Origin of the sequence: Streptomyces sp. NPDC046887, assembly GCF_040644755.1 — a bacterium.
In the GTDB taxonomy this organism is placed as follows: Bacteria; Actinomycetota; Actinomycetes; order Streptomycetales; family Streptomycetaceae; genus Streptomyces; species Streptomyces lichenis.
In genome coordinates, this window is record NZ_JBEYXH010000005.1 from 256438 (window position 1) to 273237 (window position 16800).

At 71.8% G+C, this 16800-nt stretch carries 18 protein-coding genes and 1 pseudogene; 9 read left to right on the forward strand and 10 right to left on the reverse strand.

What is annotated here, in order from left to right; genetic code table 11:
• The 3 genes from ABZ945_RS08455 (at position 1) to ABZ945_RS08465 (ending at position 2343) form a co-directional block, all read left to right on the forward strand.
• Complete coding sequence (locus ABZ945_RS08455; RefSeq protein WP_361265924.1) at positions 1 to 933, forward strand: metal ABC transporter permease; 933 nt, start codon at positions 1 to 3, stop codon at positions 931 to 933.
• A gap of 161 nt (positions 934 to 1094) precedes the next feature.
• Positions 1095 to 1514 carry a Fur family transcriptional regulator gene (locus tag ABZ945_RS08460; protein ID WP_248632164.1) on the forward strand — a complete coding sequence of 140 codons (420 nt, stop codon included), beginning with the start codon at positions 1095 to 1097 and terminating at the stop codon, positions 1512 to 1514.
• Positions 1515 to 1521: 7 nt separating this feature from the next.
• The gene (locus ABZ945_RS08465; protein ID WP_361265928.1) at positions 1522 to 2343 is read left to right on the forward strand and encodes a hypothetical protein; all 822 of its coding nucleotides are present in this window, start codon (positions 1522 to 1524) and stop codon (positions 2341 to 2343) included.
• A 9-nt stretch (positions 2344 to 2352) separates the two neighbouring features.
• On the opposite strand, the gene ABZ945_RS08470 is transcribed toward ABZ945_RS08465, so the two are convergent.
• From ABZ945_RS08470 to ABZ945_RS08485, 4 genes are all read right to left on the reverse strand, one after another.
• Positions 2353 to 3174 carry an isoprenyl transferase gene (locus tag ABZ945_RS08470; protein ID WP_361265931.1) on the reverse strand — a complete coding sequence of 274 codons (822 nt, stop codon included), beginning with the start codon at positions 3172 to 3174 and terminating at the stop codon, positions 2353 to 2355.
• An 82-nt stretch (positions 3175 to 3256) separates the two neighbouring features.
• A complete protein-coding gene (gene recO, locus ABZ945_RS08475) occupies positions 3257 to 4003 on the reverse strand; it encodes a DNA repair protein RecO (RefSeq protein WP_361265934.1) in 747 nt (248 codons plus the stop codon).
• Between the two features lie 61 nt (positions 4004 to 4064).
• Positions 4065 to 4307 carry a hypothetical protein gene (locus ABZ945_RS08480; protein WP_361265937.1) on the reverse strand — a complete coding sequence of 81 codons (243 nt, stop codon included), beginning with the start codon at positions 4305 to 4307 and terminating at the stop codon, positions 4065 to 4067.
• Positions 4291 to 4539, reverse strand: a complete 249-nt coding sequence (locus ABZ945_RS08485; RefSeq protein ID WP_361265940.1) for a hypothetical protein — start codon at positions 4537 to 4539, stop codon at positions 4291 to 4293. Before ABZ945_RS08485 ends, ABZ945_RS08480 begins: the two co-directional genes overlap by 17 nt.
• A gap of 116 nt (positions 4540 to 4655) precedes the next feature.
• Between ABZ945_RS08485 and ABZ945_RS08490 the strand changes: the two genes are divergently transcribed.
• On the forward strand, positions 4656 to 5498 hold the full coding sequence (locus tag ABZ945_RS08490) for a helix-turn-helix transcriptional regulator (RefSeq protein WP_361265943.1): 843 nt from the start codon (positions 4656 to 4658) through the stop codon (positions 5496 to 5498).
• Positions 5480 to 5764, forward strand: a complete 285-nt coding sequence (locus ABZ945_RS08495) for a DUF397 domain-containing protein (protein ID WP_361265946.1) — start codon at positions 5480 to 5482, stop codon at positions 5762 to 5764. Before ABZ945_RS08490 ends, ABZ945_RS08495 begins: the two co-directional genes overlap by 19 nt.
• A gap of 17 nt (positions 5765 to 5781) precedes the next feature.
• Here the strand turns inward: ABZ945_RS08495 and ABZ945_RS08500 are convergent, their stop codons facing one another.
• Positions 5782 to 6570, reverse strand: a complete 789-nt coding sequence (locus ABZ945_RS08500) for a hypothetical protein (protein ID WP_361265949.1) — start codon at positions 6568 to 6570, stop codon at positions 5782 to 5784.
• Between the two features lie 222 nt (positions 6571 to 6792).
• Here ABZ945_RS08500 and ABZ945_RS08505 point away from each other — a divergent pair.
• Together ABZ945_RS08505 and ABZ945_RS08510 are read left to right on the forward strand one after the other, a co-directional pair.
• Positions 6793 to 8139, forward strand: a pseudogene (locus tag ABZ945_RS08505) (FAD-dependent oxidoreductase); the annotation flags it as partial.
• A 358-nt stretch (positions 8140 to 8497) separates the two neighbouring features.
• Complete coding sequence (locus ABZ945_RS08510) at positions 8498 to 9565, forward strand: helix-turn-helix domain-containing protein (RefSeq protein WP_361265952.1); 1068 nt, start codon at positions 8498 to 8500, stop codon at positions 9563 to 9565.
• Between the two features lie 41 nt (positions 9566 to 9606).
• Here the strand turns inward: ABZ945_RS08510 and ABZ945_RS08515 are convergent, their stop codons facing one another.
• The 4 genes from ABZ945_RS08515 to leuA form a co-directional block, all read right to left on the reverse strand.
• Positions 9607 to 10470 (reverse strand): nitroreductase/quinone reductase family protein, encoded by an 864-nt coding sequence (locus ABZ945_RS08515; protein WP_361265955.1) that lies wholly within the window; start codon positions 10468 to 10470, stop codon positions 9607 to 9609.
• A gap of 168 nt (positions 10471 to 10638) precedes the next feature.
• Positions 10639 to 11490 (reverse strand): alpha/beta hydrolase, encoded by an 852-nt coding sequence (locus tag ABZ945_RS08520; RefSeq protein ID WP_361265958.1) that lies wholly within the window; start codon positions 11488 to 11490, stop codon positions 10639 to 10641.
• Between the two features lie 99 nt (positions 11491 to 11589).
• On the reverse strand, positions 11590 to 12255 hold the full coding sequence (locus ABZ945_RS08525; RefSeq protein WP_361265961.1) for a TerB family tellurite resistance protein: 666 nt from the start codon (positions 12253 to 12255) through the stop codon (positions 11590 to 11592).
• A 343-nt stretch (positions 12256 to 12598) separates the two neighbouring features.
• Complete coding sequence (gene leuA / locus ABZ945_RS08530; RefSeq protein ID WP_361265965.1) at positions 12599 to 14356, reverse strand: 2-isopropylmalate synthase; 1758 nt, start codon at positions 14354 to 14356, stop codon at positions 12599 to 12601.
• 313 nt (positions 14357 to 14669) lie between these two features.
• Between leuA and ABZ945_RS08535 the strand changes: the two genes are divergently transcribed.
• The gene (locus tag ABZ945_RS08535; protein ID WP_361265968.1) at positions 14670 to 15782 is read left to right on the forward strand and encodes a M4 family metallopeptidase; all 1113 of its coding nucleotides are present in this window, start codon (positions 14670 to 14672) and stop codon (positions 15780 to 15782) included.
• 38 nt (positions 15783 to 15820) lie between these two features.
• Here ABZ945_RS08535 and ABZ945_RS08540 read toward each other — a convergent pair whose 3' ends face one another.
• On the reverse strand, positions 15821 to 16330 hold the full coding sequence (locus tag ABZ945_RS08540; protein WP_361265971.1) for a DinB family protein: 510 nt from the start codon (positions 16328 to 16330) through the stop codon (positions 15821 to 15823).
• A gap of 127 nt (positions 16331 to 16457) precedes the next feature.
• On the opposite strand from ABZ945_RS08540, the gene ABZ945_RS08545 reads away from it, so the two are divergent.
• Positions 16458 to 16724: a protealysin inhibitor emfourin gene (locus ABZ945_RS08545; protein WP_248632264.1), complete on the forward strand. Its 267-nt coding sequence runs from the start codon at positions 16458 to 16460 to the stop codon at positions 16722 to 16724.
• Positions 16725 to 16800: the final 76 nt, after the last annotated feature.

Here is a 16800-nt window from a genome sequence, read left to right on the forward strand (position 1 = left end):
ATGGAATTCCTCCAGTTCGCCTTCATGCAGCGGGCGCTGCTCGCGGCCGTGCTGGTCGGCGTCACCGCGCCCGCCGTCGGCATCTACCTGGTCCAGCGGCGGCAGGCCCTGATGGGCGACGGCATCGGCCATGTCGCCATGACCGGTGTCGGCCTCGGCTTCCTGATGTCCACCAACCCGGTGTGGATGGCCACCCTGGTCGCCGTGCTCGGCGCGGTCGCCATGGAGCTGATCCGCTCCTACGGCCGCACCCACGGCGACATCGCCCTCGCCCTGCTGTTCTACGGGGGCATGGCGGGCGGCGTGATGCTGATCAACCTGGCCCCCGGCGGGTCGAACGCCAACCTCACCTCGTACCTCTTCGGCTCGCTCTCCACGGTCTCCGAAGGCGACATCGTCTCCATCTGCCTGCTCGCCGCCTTCGTGGTGCTGGTCACCCTGGGCCTGCGGCGGCAGCTGTTCGCGGTCAGCCAGGACGAGGAGTTCGCCCGGGTCACCGGGCTGCCGGTGCGGGCGCTGAACCTGCTGGTCGCCGTCACCGCCGCGGTCACCGTCACCGTCGCCATGCGGGTCGTCGGGCTGCTGCTGGTCAGTGCGCTGATGGTGGTCCCGGTGGCCGCCGCGCAGCAGCTGGCCCGCAGCTTCCGGGCCACCTTCGTGATCGCGGTCCTGGTCGGCACCGGGGTCACCCTGGCCGGCACCATCACCTCGTACTACCAGGACGTGCCCCCCGGCGCGACCATCGTGCTGCTGGCCATCGCCGTCTTCGTGCTGCTCACCGCCCTGGCCGCGCCCCTGGCCCGCCGCCGCGCCCGGGCCGCCGCCCCGCCCGCCGCCGAGGCCCAGGCCTGCGACGTGGCCGTCCCGCCCGCCGCGGCCGCGTCCGGCCCCTCCGCCGGCACGGGGACGGACGGCGACGGCGTACGGGTGTGAGCACCGGTACGGGGACGGGGACGGCCGCCGGGAGTCGTACGGGTGTGACGGCCGGGCCTCTGGGTGTGACGGCATCCACCGCCATGCCCCGGCCCCCCTCGGTGTGCGCCTGGCAGAATGGCCCGCGTACATCCGAGCGGGCCGAGTGTGAGGAGGCACCTGTGGCGACGGCTGGACCCCCCGGAGTGCGCGGCCGGTCGACCCGGCAGCGGGCCGCCGTGTCGGCGGCGCTGAACGAGGTGGACGAGTTCCGCAGCGCGCAGGACCTGCACGACATGCTGAAGCACCGCGGCGACTCGGTGGGCCTGACCACGGTGTACCGCACCCTCCAGTCCCTCGCCGAGGCCGGCGAGGTCGACGTCCTGCGCACCAGCGACGGCGAGGCGGTCTACCGCCGCTGCTCCACCGGCGAGCACCACCACCACCTGGTCTGCCGGGTGTGCGGCAAGGCCGTGGAGGTCGAGGGCCCCGCGGTCGAGCAGTGGTCGGAGGCCATCGCCCGGCAGCACGGCTTCGTCAACGTGGCGCACACCGTCGAGGTCTTCGGCACCTGCGCGGAGTGCGCCGCCAAGAGCGAGTAGGCGGGACGTGGCGCGCCCTGGGCAGGCTCCCGGGTCGCGTCCGACCGCCGGGACCCTGTTCGCCGCCCTCTACGGCGAGCTGGTCCCGTACGACTGGCGCACGGCGGGCGCGGAAGACTCCCAGGCCGACGCGTACGCCCTGTTCTACCAGCGCTCACTGGCCATGGGGTGGCTGGACGAAGGGTCCGGCACCGGAGTCGCGAACGGCCTCTGGTCCATGAACGACGCGGGCTGGGACCACCCGCTGGTGCCCGGCGACCGGAGGCTGCTCTCCTGGTTCCAGGTCGAGGCGGAGGCCGTGGCCGACGACCGGCCGCTGCCCGTGCAGCCGTTCCTGCGCTGCGTCCAGGACACCATGGACCGGGTCGGCGTGCTGCGGCTCGACGCCGTACAGCTCCTTCTCCCGGTGCAGGGCATCGACCCGGCACGCCGGCCGCGCCACTCCCCCGTGCCCGCCGCCCAGACCGGCCAGTGGCTGCGGGAGGGCGACCCGGGGACCCGGACGCGGGTGGCGGTGCGGATCAACAGCGGGCGGTCCCCGATGGCCGCCGAGGCCGCCGCTGTGCTCGCCGACCGGCTCACCGAGGTCTGCGAGGGGGCCTTCGTACCGCTGTCGGCGGCCGAAACGGTCACGGGTCCGGAGGCCGCCGTGGCCACCCCGTTCGACGACACCTTCTGGAACGGTCCGCCGCTGCACGAGCTGCGGCTGACCGGCACCCTGGCGGAGTGGTCGCCGGACGCGGTCGGCTGGCTGGGGGCGGTGGTCGCCGACCTCGGCGCGGGGCTCGGCGTCCGCACGCCGCTCCTGCTCACCGCCGCCCCCTTCTGACCCTGGGCCCTACTTCGTCAGCTGCTGATCCTCGTTGGGGATCGCCCCGCCGAAGCGGCGGTCGCGCTGGGCGTACTCCAGGCAGGCCCGCCACAGGTCGCGCCGGTCGAAGTCCGGCCACAGCACGTCCTGGAACACCATCTCCGCGTAGCTGGACTGCCAGATCAGGTAGTTGGAGGTCCGCTGCTCGCCGCTGGGCCGCAGGAAGACGTCCACATCCGGCATGTCCGGGTAGTAGAGGTACTTCTGGAAGGTCTTCTCGTTGACCTTGGACGGGTCCAGCCGCCCCGCCGCGACCTCCTCGGCGATCCGCTTCGCCGCGTCCGCGATCTCGGCCCGGCCGCCGTAGTTGACGCAGAAGTACAGCGTCATCCGGTCGTTGTCCTTGGTCTGCTCCTGGGCGATCTGGAGCTCCTGGACGACCGACTTCCACATCTTCGGCATCCGGCCCACCCAGCGGATGCGGATGCCCAGCGCGTCCATCTCGTCCCGGCGGCGGCGGATGACGTCCCGGTTGAAGTTCATCAGGAAGCGCACCTCCTCCGGCGACCGCTTCCAGTTCTCGGTGGAGAAGGCGTAGAGGGAGAGGTTCTTCACGCCCATCTCGATGCAGCCCTTGAGCACGTCCAGCACGACGCCCTCACCGACCTTGTGCCCCTCGGTACGCGGCAGGCCCCGCTCCTTGGCCCAGCGGCCGTTGCCGTCCATGACGACCGCCACATGCTGCGGCACCAGCTCGGCGGGGATCCGGGGCGGCCGGGCGCCGGACGGATGCGGCTCGGGGTCCTGGTAGTCGCGTCGGGACCGCCCCAGGAATCCGCGTCGTGCCATGCGGGTCACACACTCCTCGTCATCCACTGCACATGCATTGCTGTCGTCACTTGCGTCACTTGCGTCACTGACATCGCTGACGTCACTTCTCCACGTAGCGCAGCGAGCGCAGCCCGCGCTCCAGGTGCCAGTGCAGATAGGCCGAGACCAGTCCGCTGCCCTCCCGGACGTGCCGGGGCTCGCACGCGTCGGCCGTCGCCCAGTCGCCGGTCAGCAGCGCGCTGAGCAGCCCGACGGCCTCCGCAGAGGGTACGACGCTGCCGGGTACGCGGCAGTCGCCGCAGATCACCCCGCCCGCGCCGACCGAGAAGAACCGGTTCGGCCCCGGCAGCCCGCACCGCGCGCAGTCGTCGAACGAGGGCGCGTAGCCGTTGACCGCGAGCGAGCGCAGCAGGAACGCGTCCAGGATGAGGTGCGGGGCGTGCTCGCCCCGGGCCAGCGTCCGCAGCCCGCCCACCAGCAGCAGGTACTGCTGGACGGCGGGCTCCCCCTCGTGGTCGGTGAACCGCTCCGCCGTCTCCAGCATGGCCGTCCCGGCGGTGTAGCGAGCGTAGTCGGTGACGATCCCGCCGCCGTAGGGCGCGATGGTCTCACTCTGCGTACACAGCGGCAGCCCTCGCCCCACCAGCTCGCTGCCCCGGGCGAAGAACTGCACATCGACGTGGCTGAACGGCTCCAGCCGCGCCCCGAACTTCGACTTGGTCCGCCGCACCCCCCGCGCCACCGCCCTCACCCGGCCGTGCGCCCGGGTGAGGAGGGTGATGATGCGGTCCGCCTCACCCAGCTTCTGGGTGCGCAGCACGATGCCGTCGTCGCGGAACAGGGTCATGGAGCCCATTCTCCCGTACGCGGACGCCACCGGGTACGGGGGCGGGGCCCCCGCTCCCGTACTACGGCACCTCGCCCCGGCTCCGCGCGTTCACATACGCGGTCGCCGCGCTGATCCGCTCGGCGTCGGTCGCCCGGCGCACCCCGTCCGGCGGGCAGTCCCACTCCCGGCCCCCGCCGAGCGGCCGCAGCTGGACGTACGGCCCGACCTGGCCCATCAGTCTGGCCACGCGCCCGGTACGGACCTCCACCACATACGCCCCGGCCGGCAGAAGACAGCCTCCGGTCTCAGGATGCAGGCTCACGATCGGCCCCTTTCCCCGGCAGGGCGGCGGCCAGCAGGCGCGCCGTCTCCGCCGTGCAACGTCCCAGTTCCACGAGCGGGCGCCCGTACGAGGCGGCACAGGTGACGGGGTCGACACCGAGCGACGGCAGCGCGATCCCGGCCCTTTCCAGTGCCGCGCGCAATTCCGTCACCGCTGCCACCGCTTCCCGGATGCCGGTCTCCTCGGACGCCCACTCGCTTGCCTTCTCCACAACGTTGCCCTTTCGCCGTTCATTTCTCGCTTACGGCCACCAGGGTGACGCTGTTTCCGTAACATCGGCAGATGGGGGTGGACAACAACAGCACGGCAGGACACGGGAGTTAATCCATGGCCAAAGGAAGCAAGGAACCGAAACTGGCGACCTGGAAGTTCTGGGGCGACGAGCTGAAGGAACGCCGGGACGCGCTCGGCTGGACCCAGGACGAGCTGGGCAAGAAGGTGTTCGTCTCCGGGGCCTACATCGGCCAGCTCGAAACGGCGTTTCGACGCCCGCAGTTGGACCTGTCCATCCGGCTGGACGCGATCCTGCAAACCGACGGTATTTTCGAGCGGGTGTACCGCAACCTCATCGAGATGCTGCCGTACGCCCAGTATTTCAAGCACGTCGCGCACTTGGAGACGCTGGCGACGAAGCTTTGCGAGTTCGCCCCGACCGTCGTGCCCGGACTGCTCCAGACCGCCGAGTACGCGCGGGCGGTGACCATCGCGGCCAATCCCTTCGTCACCCAGGAGTACGTCGAGGAGACGGTGGCCTCGCGGATGGAGCGGTCGCAGATCATGGCGGGCCCCACCCGGCCCGAGTACTGGGTGATCCTGCACGAGAACGTGCTCCGGGTGGAGGTCGGCGGCCCGGCGGTGATGGCCGAGCAGCTGGAGCAGATCGCGGCCCGGGTGCGGGCCGGTGAGGTGCTCGTGACGGTCGTCCCGTACGCGGCCGGGGCGCATGCCTCCATGACGGGCTCGCTGAAGCTCCTGGAGTTCGAGAACGCACCCCCGGCGGGCTACACCGAGACTGCGTTCTCCGGGATGCTGCTGGACGATCCGGAGGTGGTGAAGCGGGCCCAACGTGCCTACGATCTGTTGAGGGTTGCCGCGTTGTCGCCGGCGGCGTCCCTCGCCCTGATCGACTCGGCGGCGGAGGACTACAGACGATGCGCGCGTACGACCTGAGCACCGCCCGTTGGACCAAGAGCTCCTACAGCAACGGTGAGGGCGGCGACTGCCTCGAAGTGGCGTACGGCTTCAGCGGGGCCGCCCCCTGGCGCAAGAGCACCTACAGCAACGGTGAGGGCGGCAACTGCCTCGAAGTCCGCGACGGCCTTCCCGGTGTCGTCCCGGTCCGGGACAGCAAGGTCACCGAGGGCCCCGTCATCGTCGTCGGCGCCGGTGCCTGGTCGGCGTTCGTCGGACTGGCGGCGGCGGACGCCCGCGTCTGACCCGTTTCCGGGGGGCGTCAGCGCAACTGCCGCCGGGCCGCCTCCTCCCGTAGGCCCGCGTCCTTGCGGAGGGCGCGGGCGAGGACCACGCCGACGACGATCAGGCCCACGCTGAAGTAGCGCGGGCCGCCGTCGAAGACCAGGCTCAGGATGCCGGCGGGGATCAGCAGGGCGACGAACGGGGCGAGCAGGCTCCGTACCGGCGGCTCGTGCTCCCCCGTGCCCATCCGGGCGCGGGCGACGGCCGGGTACCACTCGGTGAAGCGCGCGGCGGTCACGAACGCGGCGGCCTGCACGAGCCAGGACGACCAGAGGTTGTCCGGGTTGTGCAATATCAGGTCGCCGCAGGCGCCCGCGACGGCGGCGGCCAGGAAGGCCAGCGCCCAGGAGGCGGTGATCACCTTGTTGGTACGGAGGAAGTCCGGCTCGCGCCACAACTCGCGGTCGCACTTCTGGCGCGCGTAGGGGAGCGTGAGGGGCGCGCGGACCGCCAGGGACGCCAGACAGAGCGCCACCACGGTGAGGTTGGTCACTTCTCCGGCGTAGCTCTCCAGCCATCGCTGCATCGACTGCGGCGCGGTGAGGCCGAGGACGCCCAGTGCCGTGAAGACCGCGATGGCGGTCGGTTCGGTGACGCCCATGGAGGCGTCGTGGCGGGTGGCGCGGCGCAGGGCGAGCAGCGCGAGGGCGGCGACGAGGGCCGCGACGACCCCGTACCCGTACCGTCCTGGGCCGCTGACCAGGGAGAACACCATCCACGGCAGCATGCCGACGACGGAGCTGTTCAGCATGCGGGTGGTACTCATGGTTCCAGCGTGGCGCGTGCGGCGCGGCGGCGCGAGTATTGATCACCCGCCCGGCCACCCCCTCCTCCCCCGTCACTTCCGCCGCCATCACAGGCAGCGGCCATAAAACGCGCTTATGGGGTCATAGACCGGGGGCGGGTGCTGAGGTGAGGGCGCCCTTACTTAGGCTGGCACGCGAGCACGTACGTCACTCGCTCTCTCCTCGCTCGAAGGGAATCCGCCATGCCCCGCCCCCTGCGGGTCGCGATCGTCGGAGCCGGCCCCGCCGGGATCTACGCCGCCGACGCCCTGCTGAAGTCCGACGCCGCCGCCGACCCCGGTGTGTCGATCGACCTCTTCGAGCGGATGCCCGCGCCGTTCGGCCTGATCCGGTACGGCGTCGCGCCGGACCACCCGCGGATCAAGGGCATCATCACCGCGCTGCACCAGGTGCTGGACAAGCCGCAGATCCGGCTGTTCGGCAACGTGGACTACGGCAAGGACGTCTCGCTGGACGACCTGCGCGCGTTCTACGACGCCGTGGTGTTCTCCACCGGCGCGACCGCCGACCGCGAGCTGAAGATCCCCGGTGTGGAGCTGGACGGCTCCTACGGCGCGGCGGACTTCGTCTCCTGGTACGACGGCCACCCGGACGTGCCGCGCACCTGGCCGCTGGAGGCCGAGAAGGTCGCCGTGCTGGGCGTGGGCAACGTGGCGCTGGACATCGCGCGGGTGCTGGCGAAGACGGCGGACGAGCTGCTGCCGACCGAGATCCCGGCCAACGTCTACGAGGGCCTGAAGCAGAACAAGGCGCTGGAGGTGCACGTCTTCGGGCGACGCGGGCCCGCGCAGGCGAAGTTCTCGCCGATGGAGCTGCGCGAGCTGGACCACTCGCCGAACATCGAGGTCATCGTCAACCCCGAGGACATCGACTACGACGACGGCTCGATCGAGCAGCGCCGGTCCAACAAGCAGACCGACATGGTCGCCAAGACGCTGGAGAACTGGGCGATCCGGGACGTCGGCGACCGGCCGCACAAGCTGTTCCTGCACTTCTTCGAGTCCCCGACGGAGATCGTCGGCGAGGACGGCAAGGTCACCGGGCTGCGCACCGAGCGCACCGAGCTGGACGGCACCGGCAACGTCAAGGGCACCGGCGAGTTCACCACCTGGGACGTGCAGGCCGTCTACCGGGCGGTCGGCTACCTCTCCGACGAGCTGGTCAAGCTGCCCTGGGACGTGGCCACGGGCACGGTGCCGGACGCCGGCGGCCGGGTGATCGAGGAGGGCGGCCAGCCGATGCCGTCCACCTATGTCACGGGCTGGATCCGCCGTGGGCCGGTCGGCCTGATCGGCCACACCAAGGGCGACGCCAACGAGACCATCGGCAACCTGCTGGCGGACTTCGCCGAGGGTCGCCTCCTCACCCCGCGCGCTCCGGAGGAGGACGCGGTGGTGGACTTCCTGGCGGGCAAAGGCGTGCACTACACCACCTGGGATGGCTGGTACCGGCTGGACGCGGCGGAGAAGGCGCTGGGCGCGTTGCAGGGCCGCGAGCGGGTGAAGATCGTCGAGCGTCAGGGCATGCTGGACGCCAGCGCCGACCCGGCCCAGCTGAAGGCCGCCGTGGCCGCCGCCGTAGCCGAGGCGGGCACCGAGACCGGGACAGGGACCGGGGCCTGAGCCCAACAAGGCCGTTGTAGGACGGTCATGACATGACGGCGGGGCCGCACCGGAGGGACTTCCGGTACGGCCCCGCCGTCGTCCGCGCTACCGGCGGCCGTCGGCCCGGCGGGCCGCGCTTCCGGAGTCCGGCAGCCACCCCCGTAGGCTGCCGTCGGCGCACCCCAATCCTGGCAGAGGCCCACCCCCGCCCACACTGCCGACCTCCGGCAGTCTTTACGCTGCCTTGATGCCGAGGACGGCGGGCAAGGAGGCGGGGAGGGCCATGACGGAGCAGCAGCGGGCCGGGCACGGACACCTGGTGGAGGGGTACGCGCGGATCCTCACCGACACCTGCGCCACCGGCCGCCGGCTCAGCCGGGACGAGCTGGCGGCGCTGCGGGCGCAGGGCGAGCGGGCCGCCGAGGCCGGGGTGGGGCTGCGGGCGCTGGTACGGGACCATCTGACCGCCGCGCAGGAGGTACGGGCCGGACTGACGGGCGCCGCCGCCGACCATCTGCTCATCGCCGTGTCCCAGGCGGTGGACGCCTTCGCCGAGGGGCACGAGCGGGCGCAGCGGCTGGCCATCCGCAAGGAGGAGGCGGCGCGGCGGGAGTTCGTGGACGACCTGCTGCACGGCCGCAGCGACACCGGGCGGCTGGCCGAGCGGGCGGAGCGGTTCGGGCTGCTGCTGTCCCACGCCCACGCGGTCGCGGTGGCGGAGGGCCCGGAGCCGTACGAGGACGGCTCGGCGGTCACCCGGGGCGTCGAGTCGGCGCTGATCGCCCGGTTCGGGCACCGCCGCATCCTGCTGACCACCAAGAACGGCCGGCTGATCTGCGTGGCCCCGGGCGACCAGGGTGAGTTCCTGCGCCACTTCGCCAAGCAGGCGTATGGCGCGACGGAGGGCGGCCGGGTGGCGATCGGCCGGGCGCACCCGGGTGTCGGCGGGGTGGTCCAGTCCTACGAGGAGGCGCTGAACGCCCTGGAGTTCGCCGCCCGGATGGGGCTGGACGACCCGGTGCTGCACGCCGCCGACCTGCTGGTCTACCCGGTGCTGGCGCGCGACCGGGGGGCCATGGCCGACCTGGTGCGCACCGTGCTGGGGCCACTCCAGGAGGCCCGGGGCGGGGCCAGGCCGCTGGTGGACACCCTCATGGCGTACTTCGACAGCGGCTGCGTGGCCGCCGAGGCCGCGCGCCGGCTCTCCCTGAGCGTCCGCGCCATGACGTACCGGCTGGAGCGCATCCACCGGCTGACCGGGGCCGATCCCTCGGACCCGGTCGACCGCTACACCCTCCAGACCGCCGTCATCGGCGCCCGCCTGCTGGGCTGGCCGGACCAGCCCCTCTGAGGCCGGCCCGGGGCCCTGCGTCAGGGGCCTGCGGGCTTCCGTCAGGCGCCCGTCGCGGGGCGGCTCAGCAGCGGCAGCAGCTGCTCCTCCTCGTACCGCAGATGCGCCTCCACCTCGGCGGTCAGCCGCTCCACCTCCCGTAGCACCGCCGCCGGGTCGGCGTCCGGCGCCGAGACGGTGTGCTCCAGCTCGGCCAGCAGGGCGGCGAGCCGCTGGTGCTCGGTGCCGAGGCGGTCCAGTACGGGGGCGAGGTGGGGGTGCTGCCGGGCGAGGGCGGGGAACATCATGCCGTCCTCGCCGGTGTGGTGGTGGTGCATGCCCCGGCAGAAGGTGAGGCAGTTGACGCGCAGCTGGGCCCCGAGCCCGGCCGTGCCCTTCTCCGCTATCTCGCGGCGGATCAGCTCCAGCTCCCGCCGGAAGCCGTCGTGGATGCCGGTGAAGGCCTCGGCGAAGGTGGCGGTGGAGAAGTTCGGCGGGCCGGGGATCTCGGTGAGCGCCACCACGGGGATCACCCGGGTGGTCTTCGCCTGGTACGCGGCCCAGCCCTCGTCATCCTCCACCGCGCGGGCGAACGCCTCGTCGCGCTCCTCACCCGCGAGGACGGTGGCCTCGGCCTCGTACACGAAGACCCCGGCCTCCACGGTCACCCGGGGGTGGGCGCGCAGGTTGTGGAACCAGGCGGGGTGGCGGGGCGCGCCGGCCGCGGAGGCGATGACCAGGACCCGGCCGTCGCCGTCGGGGTAGTAGCCGAGGGGGGTGGTGTGGGGGCGGCCGGAGCGGGCGCCGGTGGTGGTGAGCAGCAGGAGCCGGGCTCCCTCGAAGTAGCCTCCGACGCGCCCCTGGTGGGCGCGGAACTCCGCGATCACGGCGGCGTTGAAGTCGTTCGGGGCAGGGTTGTTCGGCAAGTCGTCGCTTTCTCTCGGTGAGCGCGTGGATGTCGTACGCGCGTGTGCGGACACACGGAGGAGAAAGCGGTGGTGGCGGGGCCCGGCCCCGCCCCGGCATCACGCCGAGGCCGGGAGCCCTGTCTGTGAACGGCCCGTACAGGCCGACCCGGCAGTCATGGCGTCAACCTAGCCGGGGTGATCAGCGGACGCAACGGCGTTGCGCGGGACGCTCGTTGCCACGGGCGGGAACAATCCGGTCAGGAACTCCCGGATGGCGGGGGCGGTGGCGCGGGCGAGGTCCGTGGCCGTGCGCAGCTCGTCGCCGATCGGGATCGCGGCCAGCTGTCCGTTGGGGAGGGCAGCGGCGGCCGCTTCGGCGAGAGCGGTGGGGTGGCGCGGGTCGGTGCCCGGGAAGACGAGAGTCGGCGTGCTGATCGTCGCGAGTTCGTCGACGCTCCGGAAGGAACGGTCATGGCCGATGGCGGCTGCGGCCACGATGCTGGCGGGGTCCGATCGCGGGATGGCGTCGCGCACCATGGTGCCGACGACGGGAGGGAGACCGGCGAGGATGGGCTCCCAACCCGCCTCGATGCCGTGTGCTTCGACGCGGGCGGCGAACGCGTCGAGGAAGCGGATCTCGGCCTTCTTGGCCTCGTCGTCCTCGATGTCCTCGACGCCGATGAGCACGGCCGCCCGGACCCGCTCGGGGTGTGCGGCCGCCGTCCGAAGTGTGATCGTGGAGCCCAGGCCCGCGCCGGCGAGTACGGCACTGGAGCGGCCGATGTGGTCCAAGAGCCGCATCACATCCTCGACATACCGGGCCCACGAATAGCACGCCGGGTCCGTGCAGACCGACCGGCCGTAGCCTCGCAGATCGGGCAGGACGACCGAGAAGCGATCGGCGAGCCGTTCGGCCAGAGGAAGCATGCTCTGGTGGTCAGGGCCGCCGGCATGCAGAAGGACCAGGGCCTGACCCTCTCCGGTGATGGCGGCGTGCAGGGTGCAGTCGTCGGCCGACTGGTAGCTGATCTCTTCCATGAGCCGAACGTAGTGCCGCCGCAACGGCGTTCGGTACGCCGTGGCCCGCCCACGGATATCGCGATCCCGCCACTCTGGACGGCCACACCCCGCCCTTTCCTAGAGCGGCGCCTGGGCGGCCTCCAGCAGGCGGGCGGTCTCGTCGGTGCAGAGCCGCAGCGCGCTGCCCACGGTGACCAGGACGTCGCGCTCGTCCTCGGTGTAGGCGCCGTCGGCGAGGGCGATCCGGGCGCCGGTGAAGAGGATCGACTCCCGTCCGGCGGGTGCGAGGTGCCCGGTGAGCGGCTCCAGCGCCTCGTGCAGCTCGATGGCGAGCGCGGCGCCGCACGGGGCGGCCTCGGTCCCGGCGAGGAAGCGGCCGGTGTCCGCCTCCAGGGCGGCGATCAGGGAGGTGAGGCTGTCGGCGGTGCAGTCCTCGTACCCGGCGGTCCGGACGGCGTGCACCGCGGTCCGCAGCGCGGCGTCGGAGGAGGTGCCGCCGGCGGCGAGGACGGCGAGCGCGACGGTGTGCACGGCGTCCCGCAGCATGGCCGAGAAGCGCGCGGTGGTCGGGTGGTCGAGCGCCTCGGTGGAGAAGTGCCCGTGGCAGGCGGCGCATTCCACGACCGGGCCGGTCTCACCGCGCGGCAGGGTGGGAACACCGAAAAGGGTGAGCCGCCGACGGCCCGTGCGGCGCCGGTAGTTGCGGTCGCCACCGCAGCCGGGGCAGAAGAACTCGCCGTCGCCGACGGTGTTCCACGAGGTCGAGACGGACCAGATGTGCACTCTTCGTGTATGTGATCCTCGTGCGGGCAGCACGTCGCACCTCCCAGAAGCGTCGGCCACTCTGCCGCGTTGGCGTGATGTTAGCCACATCGGTCAGGTGCCGTCAGCACCTCGGCGAGACATCGCCACCGACATTGGCCGAACCTCGCCCTCCGCATCCGCGCCCCGGGCCGGGAGGGGCCGGGAGTGGATCAGCGCAGGGTCGCGGTCGCCGTCGGTTCGTACCCCTGCCGCACCTGCTCCAACCGCCGGATCAGCACCCGTGGGGCAGGGCCGGCGGCCGGTACCGGGGCGGCCCCCCGTACCGGCCGGCGGCCTTCGTCGTCCGGTCGTCCGGGGGCCGTCAGCGTGCGGCGCGGTTGACGGCGGAGATGACCGCCTTCAGGGAGGCGCGGGTGGTGTTGGCGTCGATGCCGATGCCCCACAGCACCTGGCCGTCGATGGCGCACTCGATGTACGAGGCGGCCTGCGCGGAGGCGCCTTCGCTCATGGTGTGCTCCTGGTAGTCCAGCAGCCGTACGTCGATGCCGATGGACTGCAGGGCGTCGAAGAAGGCCGAGATGGGGCCGTTGCCGGTGCCGGTCAGCACGGTGTCGGCGCCGTCCACGACCGCCTCGACGGTCAGGGTGTCCGTACCGTCCTTGTCGGTGGTGGTCTGGCCGGAGCGCAGCTGGATGCGTCCCCAGGCGTTGTGGGGGTTGGGCAGGTACTCGTCCTGGAAGACGGACCAGATGGCCGTCGGGGTGACCTCGCCGCCCTCGGCGTCGGTCTTGGCCTGGATGATCCTGGAGAACTCGATCTGCATCCGGCGCGGCAGGTCCAGCTTGTGGTCGTTCTTCAGGACGTAGGCGATGCCGCCCTTGCCGGACTGGGAGTTGACCCGGATGACCGCCTCGTAGGAGCGGCCGACGTCCTTGGGGTCGATCGGCAGGTAGGGGACGGCCCACTCGATGTCGTCCACGGTCTTGCCCGCGGCGGCGGCGGTGGCCTCCATCGCGTCGAAGCCCTTCTTGATGGCGTCCTGGTGGGAGCCGGAGAAGGCGGTGTAGACCAGGTCGCCCGCGTAGGGGTGGCGCGGGTGGACCTCCATCTGGTTGCAGTACTCGCTGGTGCGGCGGATCTCGTCGATCTGGGAGAAGTCGATCTGCGGGTCCACGCCCTGGGAGAACAGGTTCATGCCCAGGGTGACCAGGTCGACGTTGCCGGTCCGCTCGCCCTGGCCGAACAGGCAGCCCTCGATGCGGTCGGCGCCCGCCATGATGGCCAGTTCGGCCGCCGCCACGGCCGTGCCGCGGTCGTTGTGCGGGTGGACGGAGAGGCAGACGTGCTCGCGCCGGGACAGGTTGCGGGACATCCACTCGAACCGGTCCGCGTGCGTGGAGGGGGTCGAACGCTCCACCGTGGCGGGCAGGTTCAGGATGATCTCGCGGCCCTCCTCGGGCTGCCAGACGTCCATCACGCCCTCGCAGACCTCCAGGGCGAAGTCCAGCTCGGTGTCGGTGAAGATCTCCGGGCTGTACTGGTAGCCGAAGACGGTCTCGTCGCCCAGCAGCTTGTCGGCGTACTCCATCACCAGCCGGGTGCCGTCCACCGCGATCTGCCTGACCTGCTCCTTCGTCCCGCGGAAGACGACCCGGCGGAAGGTGGGGGCGGTGGCGTTGTACAGGTGGACGGTGGCGCGGTGCGCCCCGCGCAGCGACTCCACGGTGCGCTCGATCAGCTCCTCGCGCGCCTGGGTCAGCACCGAGATGGTGACGTCCTCCGGGATCGCGCCCTCCTCGATGATGGAGCGCACGAAGTGGAAGTCGGTCTCACCGGAGGACGGGAAGCCGACCTCGATCTCCTTGTAGCCCATGCGCACCAGCAGGTCGAACATCTCCCGCTTGCGGGCCGGGCTCATCGGGTCGATCAGGGCCTGGTTGCCGTCCCGCAGGTCGGTGGAGAGCCACCTCGGGGCCTTGGTGATGCGCTGCTCGGGCCAGGTGCGATCGGGGATGGCGACGGCTTCGTAGGGGCCGTACTTGTGGATGGGCATCCCGGACGGCTGCTGGAAGTGGGCCGCGTTGGTGATGGGCGTGGGGCGGCCTACGGGCTGGGACATCGCGTGGGGCTCCTCGGGTGTCGTCCGCGGAGGACTTCCGCGGACTTCCGTCGTGAAGGACGGCCGACTGGCAGCACCGAACTCCGCGGGGAGGGGGTCGGCCTACGACTACAGGCCCTCGCCGCGGCAGCTAAGAAGAAGCAGCCCGAAACGCATGATGCCCAGCAGCCTAACCGAGGGGACGGGGAGCGGCGGTGCCGTTTCAGTATGCGGGATCGGCGGGGTGGTACGTCAATTAGTCCTATATCACGCTTTGTGGCGCACACTCGTCACCACTGGTGACACCTCTTCCACACAGTGTCACGCTGTGTGCATGAACCGAATCATCCACGTCGGGACCTCGACGCCGTCCGTCGAGAGTCACGTCCCCACCCTGTGCACCATCGTCCCCCCGCATGTCCTGGACCGGCTGGCGAGCGCCGAGGACGCGGACATCGCCCAGGCCGCCCGGCGGACCCTCGCCCGGGACGCCGCGCTGCGGGCCGCCCGGCGGGCCGGCGTGGCCCCGGCGCTGCCGCCCGTGCCCGGCTCTTCCCGCGCCGCCGCCGCGGAACCACGGCGCACCATCTACGACGCGGAGCACCGCACCGCGCTGCCCGGCACCCGGGTGCGCGGCGAGGGCGAGCCCCCGCTGCGGGACGCCACGGTCAACCGCGCCTACGCGGGCCTCGGCGCCACCCACGACCTGCTCTGCTCGGTCTACGGCCGGGACTCCATCGACGGCGCCGGACTCCCGCTGAACGCCACGGTCCACTACGACCGCGACTACGACAACGCCTTCTGGAACGGCGGCCAGATGGTCTTCGGCGACGGGGACGGGCGGATCTTCCTCGACTTCACGCTCGCGCTCGACGTCATCGCCCACGAGCTGGCCCACGGCCTCACCCAGTACACCGCCGACCTCGCCTACCAGGGCCAGTCCGGCGCGCTCAACGAGTCGGTGTCCGACGTCTTCGGCTCCCTGGTCAAGCAGCGCGCCCTGGGCCAGAGCGCCGAGCAGGCCGACTGGCTGGTGGGCGCCGGCATCCTGGCGCCGGACGTCTCCGGGGAGGGGCTGCGCTCCCTGAAGGCGCCCGGCACCGCCTACGACGACCCGGCACTGGGCAAGGACCCGCAGCCCGCGCGGATGGCCGACTATGTGCGCACCAGCAGCGACAACGGCGGCGTCCACATCAACTCCGGCATCCCCAACCACGCCTTCTACCTCTTCGCCACCGCCCTCGGCGGCCCGGCCTGGGAGCGGGCCGGGCAGGTCTGGTACGACACGCTGACCGGCGGCGAGCTGGCGGTGGACGCCGAGTTCGCGGACTTCTCCCGGCTGACCGTGAAGGCCGCCCGAGCCCGCTTCGGCCCCGGCGGCGCGGAGGACGAGGCGCTGGTGAAGGCCTGGTCCACGGTGGGCCTCCCGGCCGAGGAGGACGACTGACGGCGGACGGCCCGCGGCCGGCCGGCTGACGGCGGCCTCTATGGCATGGCGGCGGGTGCGGCGGGCGGCCTGATCTGCTCGCGGAGGATGTCGCCATGGCCGGCATGCCGTGCGAAGTCCTCGATGAGGAGGAGGTAGATGAAGCGCAGGGTGACGTCACCGAGGTCGGGGTGGGTGGTGAGGTGGTCGAGGTCGAAGCCGCCGGCGATCAGGCGTGAACGCTCGCTGACGCGCTCGAACTCGGCGATCACCTCGGCCAGGGTCTCGCCGTCGGCAACGACGAAGCTGGCGTCGCCCGCGATCGTCCCGCCCTCGATGGCGTCCTTGGGCACTCCGGCCAGCACATGCTGGAACCAGATCCGTTCGGCGACCGCGGCGTGCTTGAGCAGCCCGATGGGAGTCGTCGGCGACGCGACAAGGCGCCGACGGGACTCCGCTTCGGACAGTCCGCGCACCGTATTGATCAACTCGCTCCGGTTGCGGTCCAGGGCGACCTCCAGAAGGCGTCGTTCGGCGCCGACGGTGATCTGCGGAATAGACCAGGTCATCGTGATCTTCCTTCCTTCGACTCTCGTCCGACCTTCGACTCTCGTCCGACTCTCGCTCATGGCGGCGGCCCGGCGCACTGGACCGGTCCGCCGGGGCCGCCGGAGGATACCGACCATGGCGGCAATCATGCGGATCTCAGTGACACGCACCGGCGGCTTCGCCGGTATCGAACGACAGGCGGAGGTGGACACCACGGCCCGCCCGGACGCGGACGAGTGGCACGCCCTGGCCAAGGCGGTCCTCGCGGAGGGCACCCGGATGCCCCCGTCCGTCGTCCCGGACGGCTTCAGCTACACGATCGCGGTGGACGGACACACCGTGCACTGCGCCGACCCGGCACTCACCGACGCCCAACGCGAGCTGATCACCCGCGTGCTGAACGAGGGCGCCTGAGGGGGCCGGCTGCCGGGGGGACCGCCCCGCCGACGGACGACACCACCCCGCCGGAGACCTCGGCCACGGTGACCGG

What these genes read in the sequence shown, in the direction of transcription:
- ABZ945_RS08545 (WP_248632264.1), top strand. Translation starts at nt 16,458, where the DNA reads ATGCGGATCTCAGTGACACGCACCGGCGGCTTCGCCGGTATCGAACGA.
- ABZ945_RS08520 (WP_361265958.1), bottom strand. Translation starts at nt 11,490, where the DNA reads ATGGAAGAGATCAGCTACCAGTCGGCCGACGACTGCACCCTGCACGCC.
- ABZ945_RS08490 (WP_361265943.1), top strand. Translation starts at nt 4,656, where the DNA reads ATGGCCAAAGGAAGCAAGGAACCGAAACTGGCGACCTGGAAGTTCTGG.
- ABZ945_RS08540 (WP_361265971.1), bottom strand. Translation starts at nt 16,330, where the DNA reads ATGACCTGGTCTATTCCGCAGATCACCGTCGGCGCCGAACGACGCCTT.
- ABZ945_RS08495 (WP_361265946.1), top strand. Translation starts at nt 5,480, where the DNA reads ATGCGCGCGTACGACCTGAGCACCGCCCGTTGGACCAAGAGCTCCTAC.
- recO (WP_361265934.1), bottom strand. Translation starts at nt 4,003, where the DNA reads ATGACCCTGTTCCGCGACGACGGCATCGTGCTGCGCACCCAGAAGCTG.
- ABZ945_RS08510 (WP_361265952.1), top strand. Translation starts at nt 8,498, where the DNA reads ATGACGGAGCAGCAGCGGGCCGGGCACGGACACCTGGTGGAGGGGTAC.
- leuA (WP_361265965.1), bottom strand. Translation starts at nt 14,356, where the DNA reads ATGTCCCAGCCCGTAGGCCGCCCCACGCCCATCACCAACGCGGCCCAC.
- ABZ945_RS08455 (WP_361265924.1), top strand. Translation starts at nt 1, where the DNA reads ATGGAATTCCTCCAGTTCGCCTTCATGCAGCGGGCGCTGCTCGCGGCC.
- ABZ945_RS08535 (WP_361265968.1), top strand. Translation starts at nt 14,670, where the DNA reads ATGAACCGAATCATCCACGTCGGGACCTCGACGCCGTCCGTCGAGAGT.
- ABZ945_RS08470 (WP_361265931.1), bottom strand. Translation starts at nt 3,174, where the DNA reads ATGGCACGACGCGGATTCCTGGGGCGGTCCCGACGCGACTACCAGGAC.
- ABZ945_RS08500 (WP_361265949.1), bottom strand. Translation starts at nt 6,570, where the DNA reads ATGAGTACCACCCGCATGCTGAACAGCTCCGTCGTCGGCATGCTGCCG.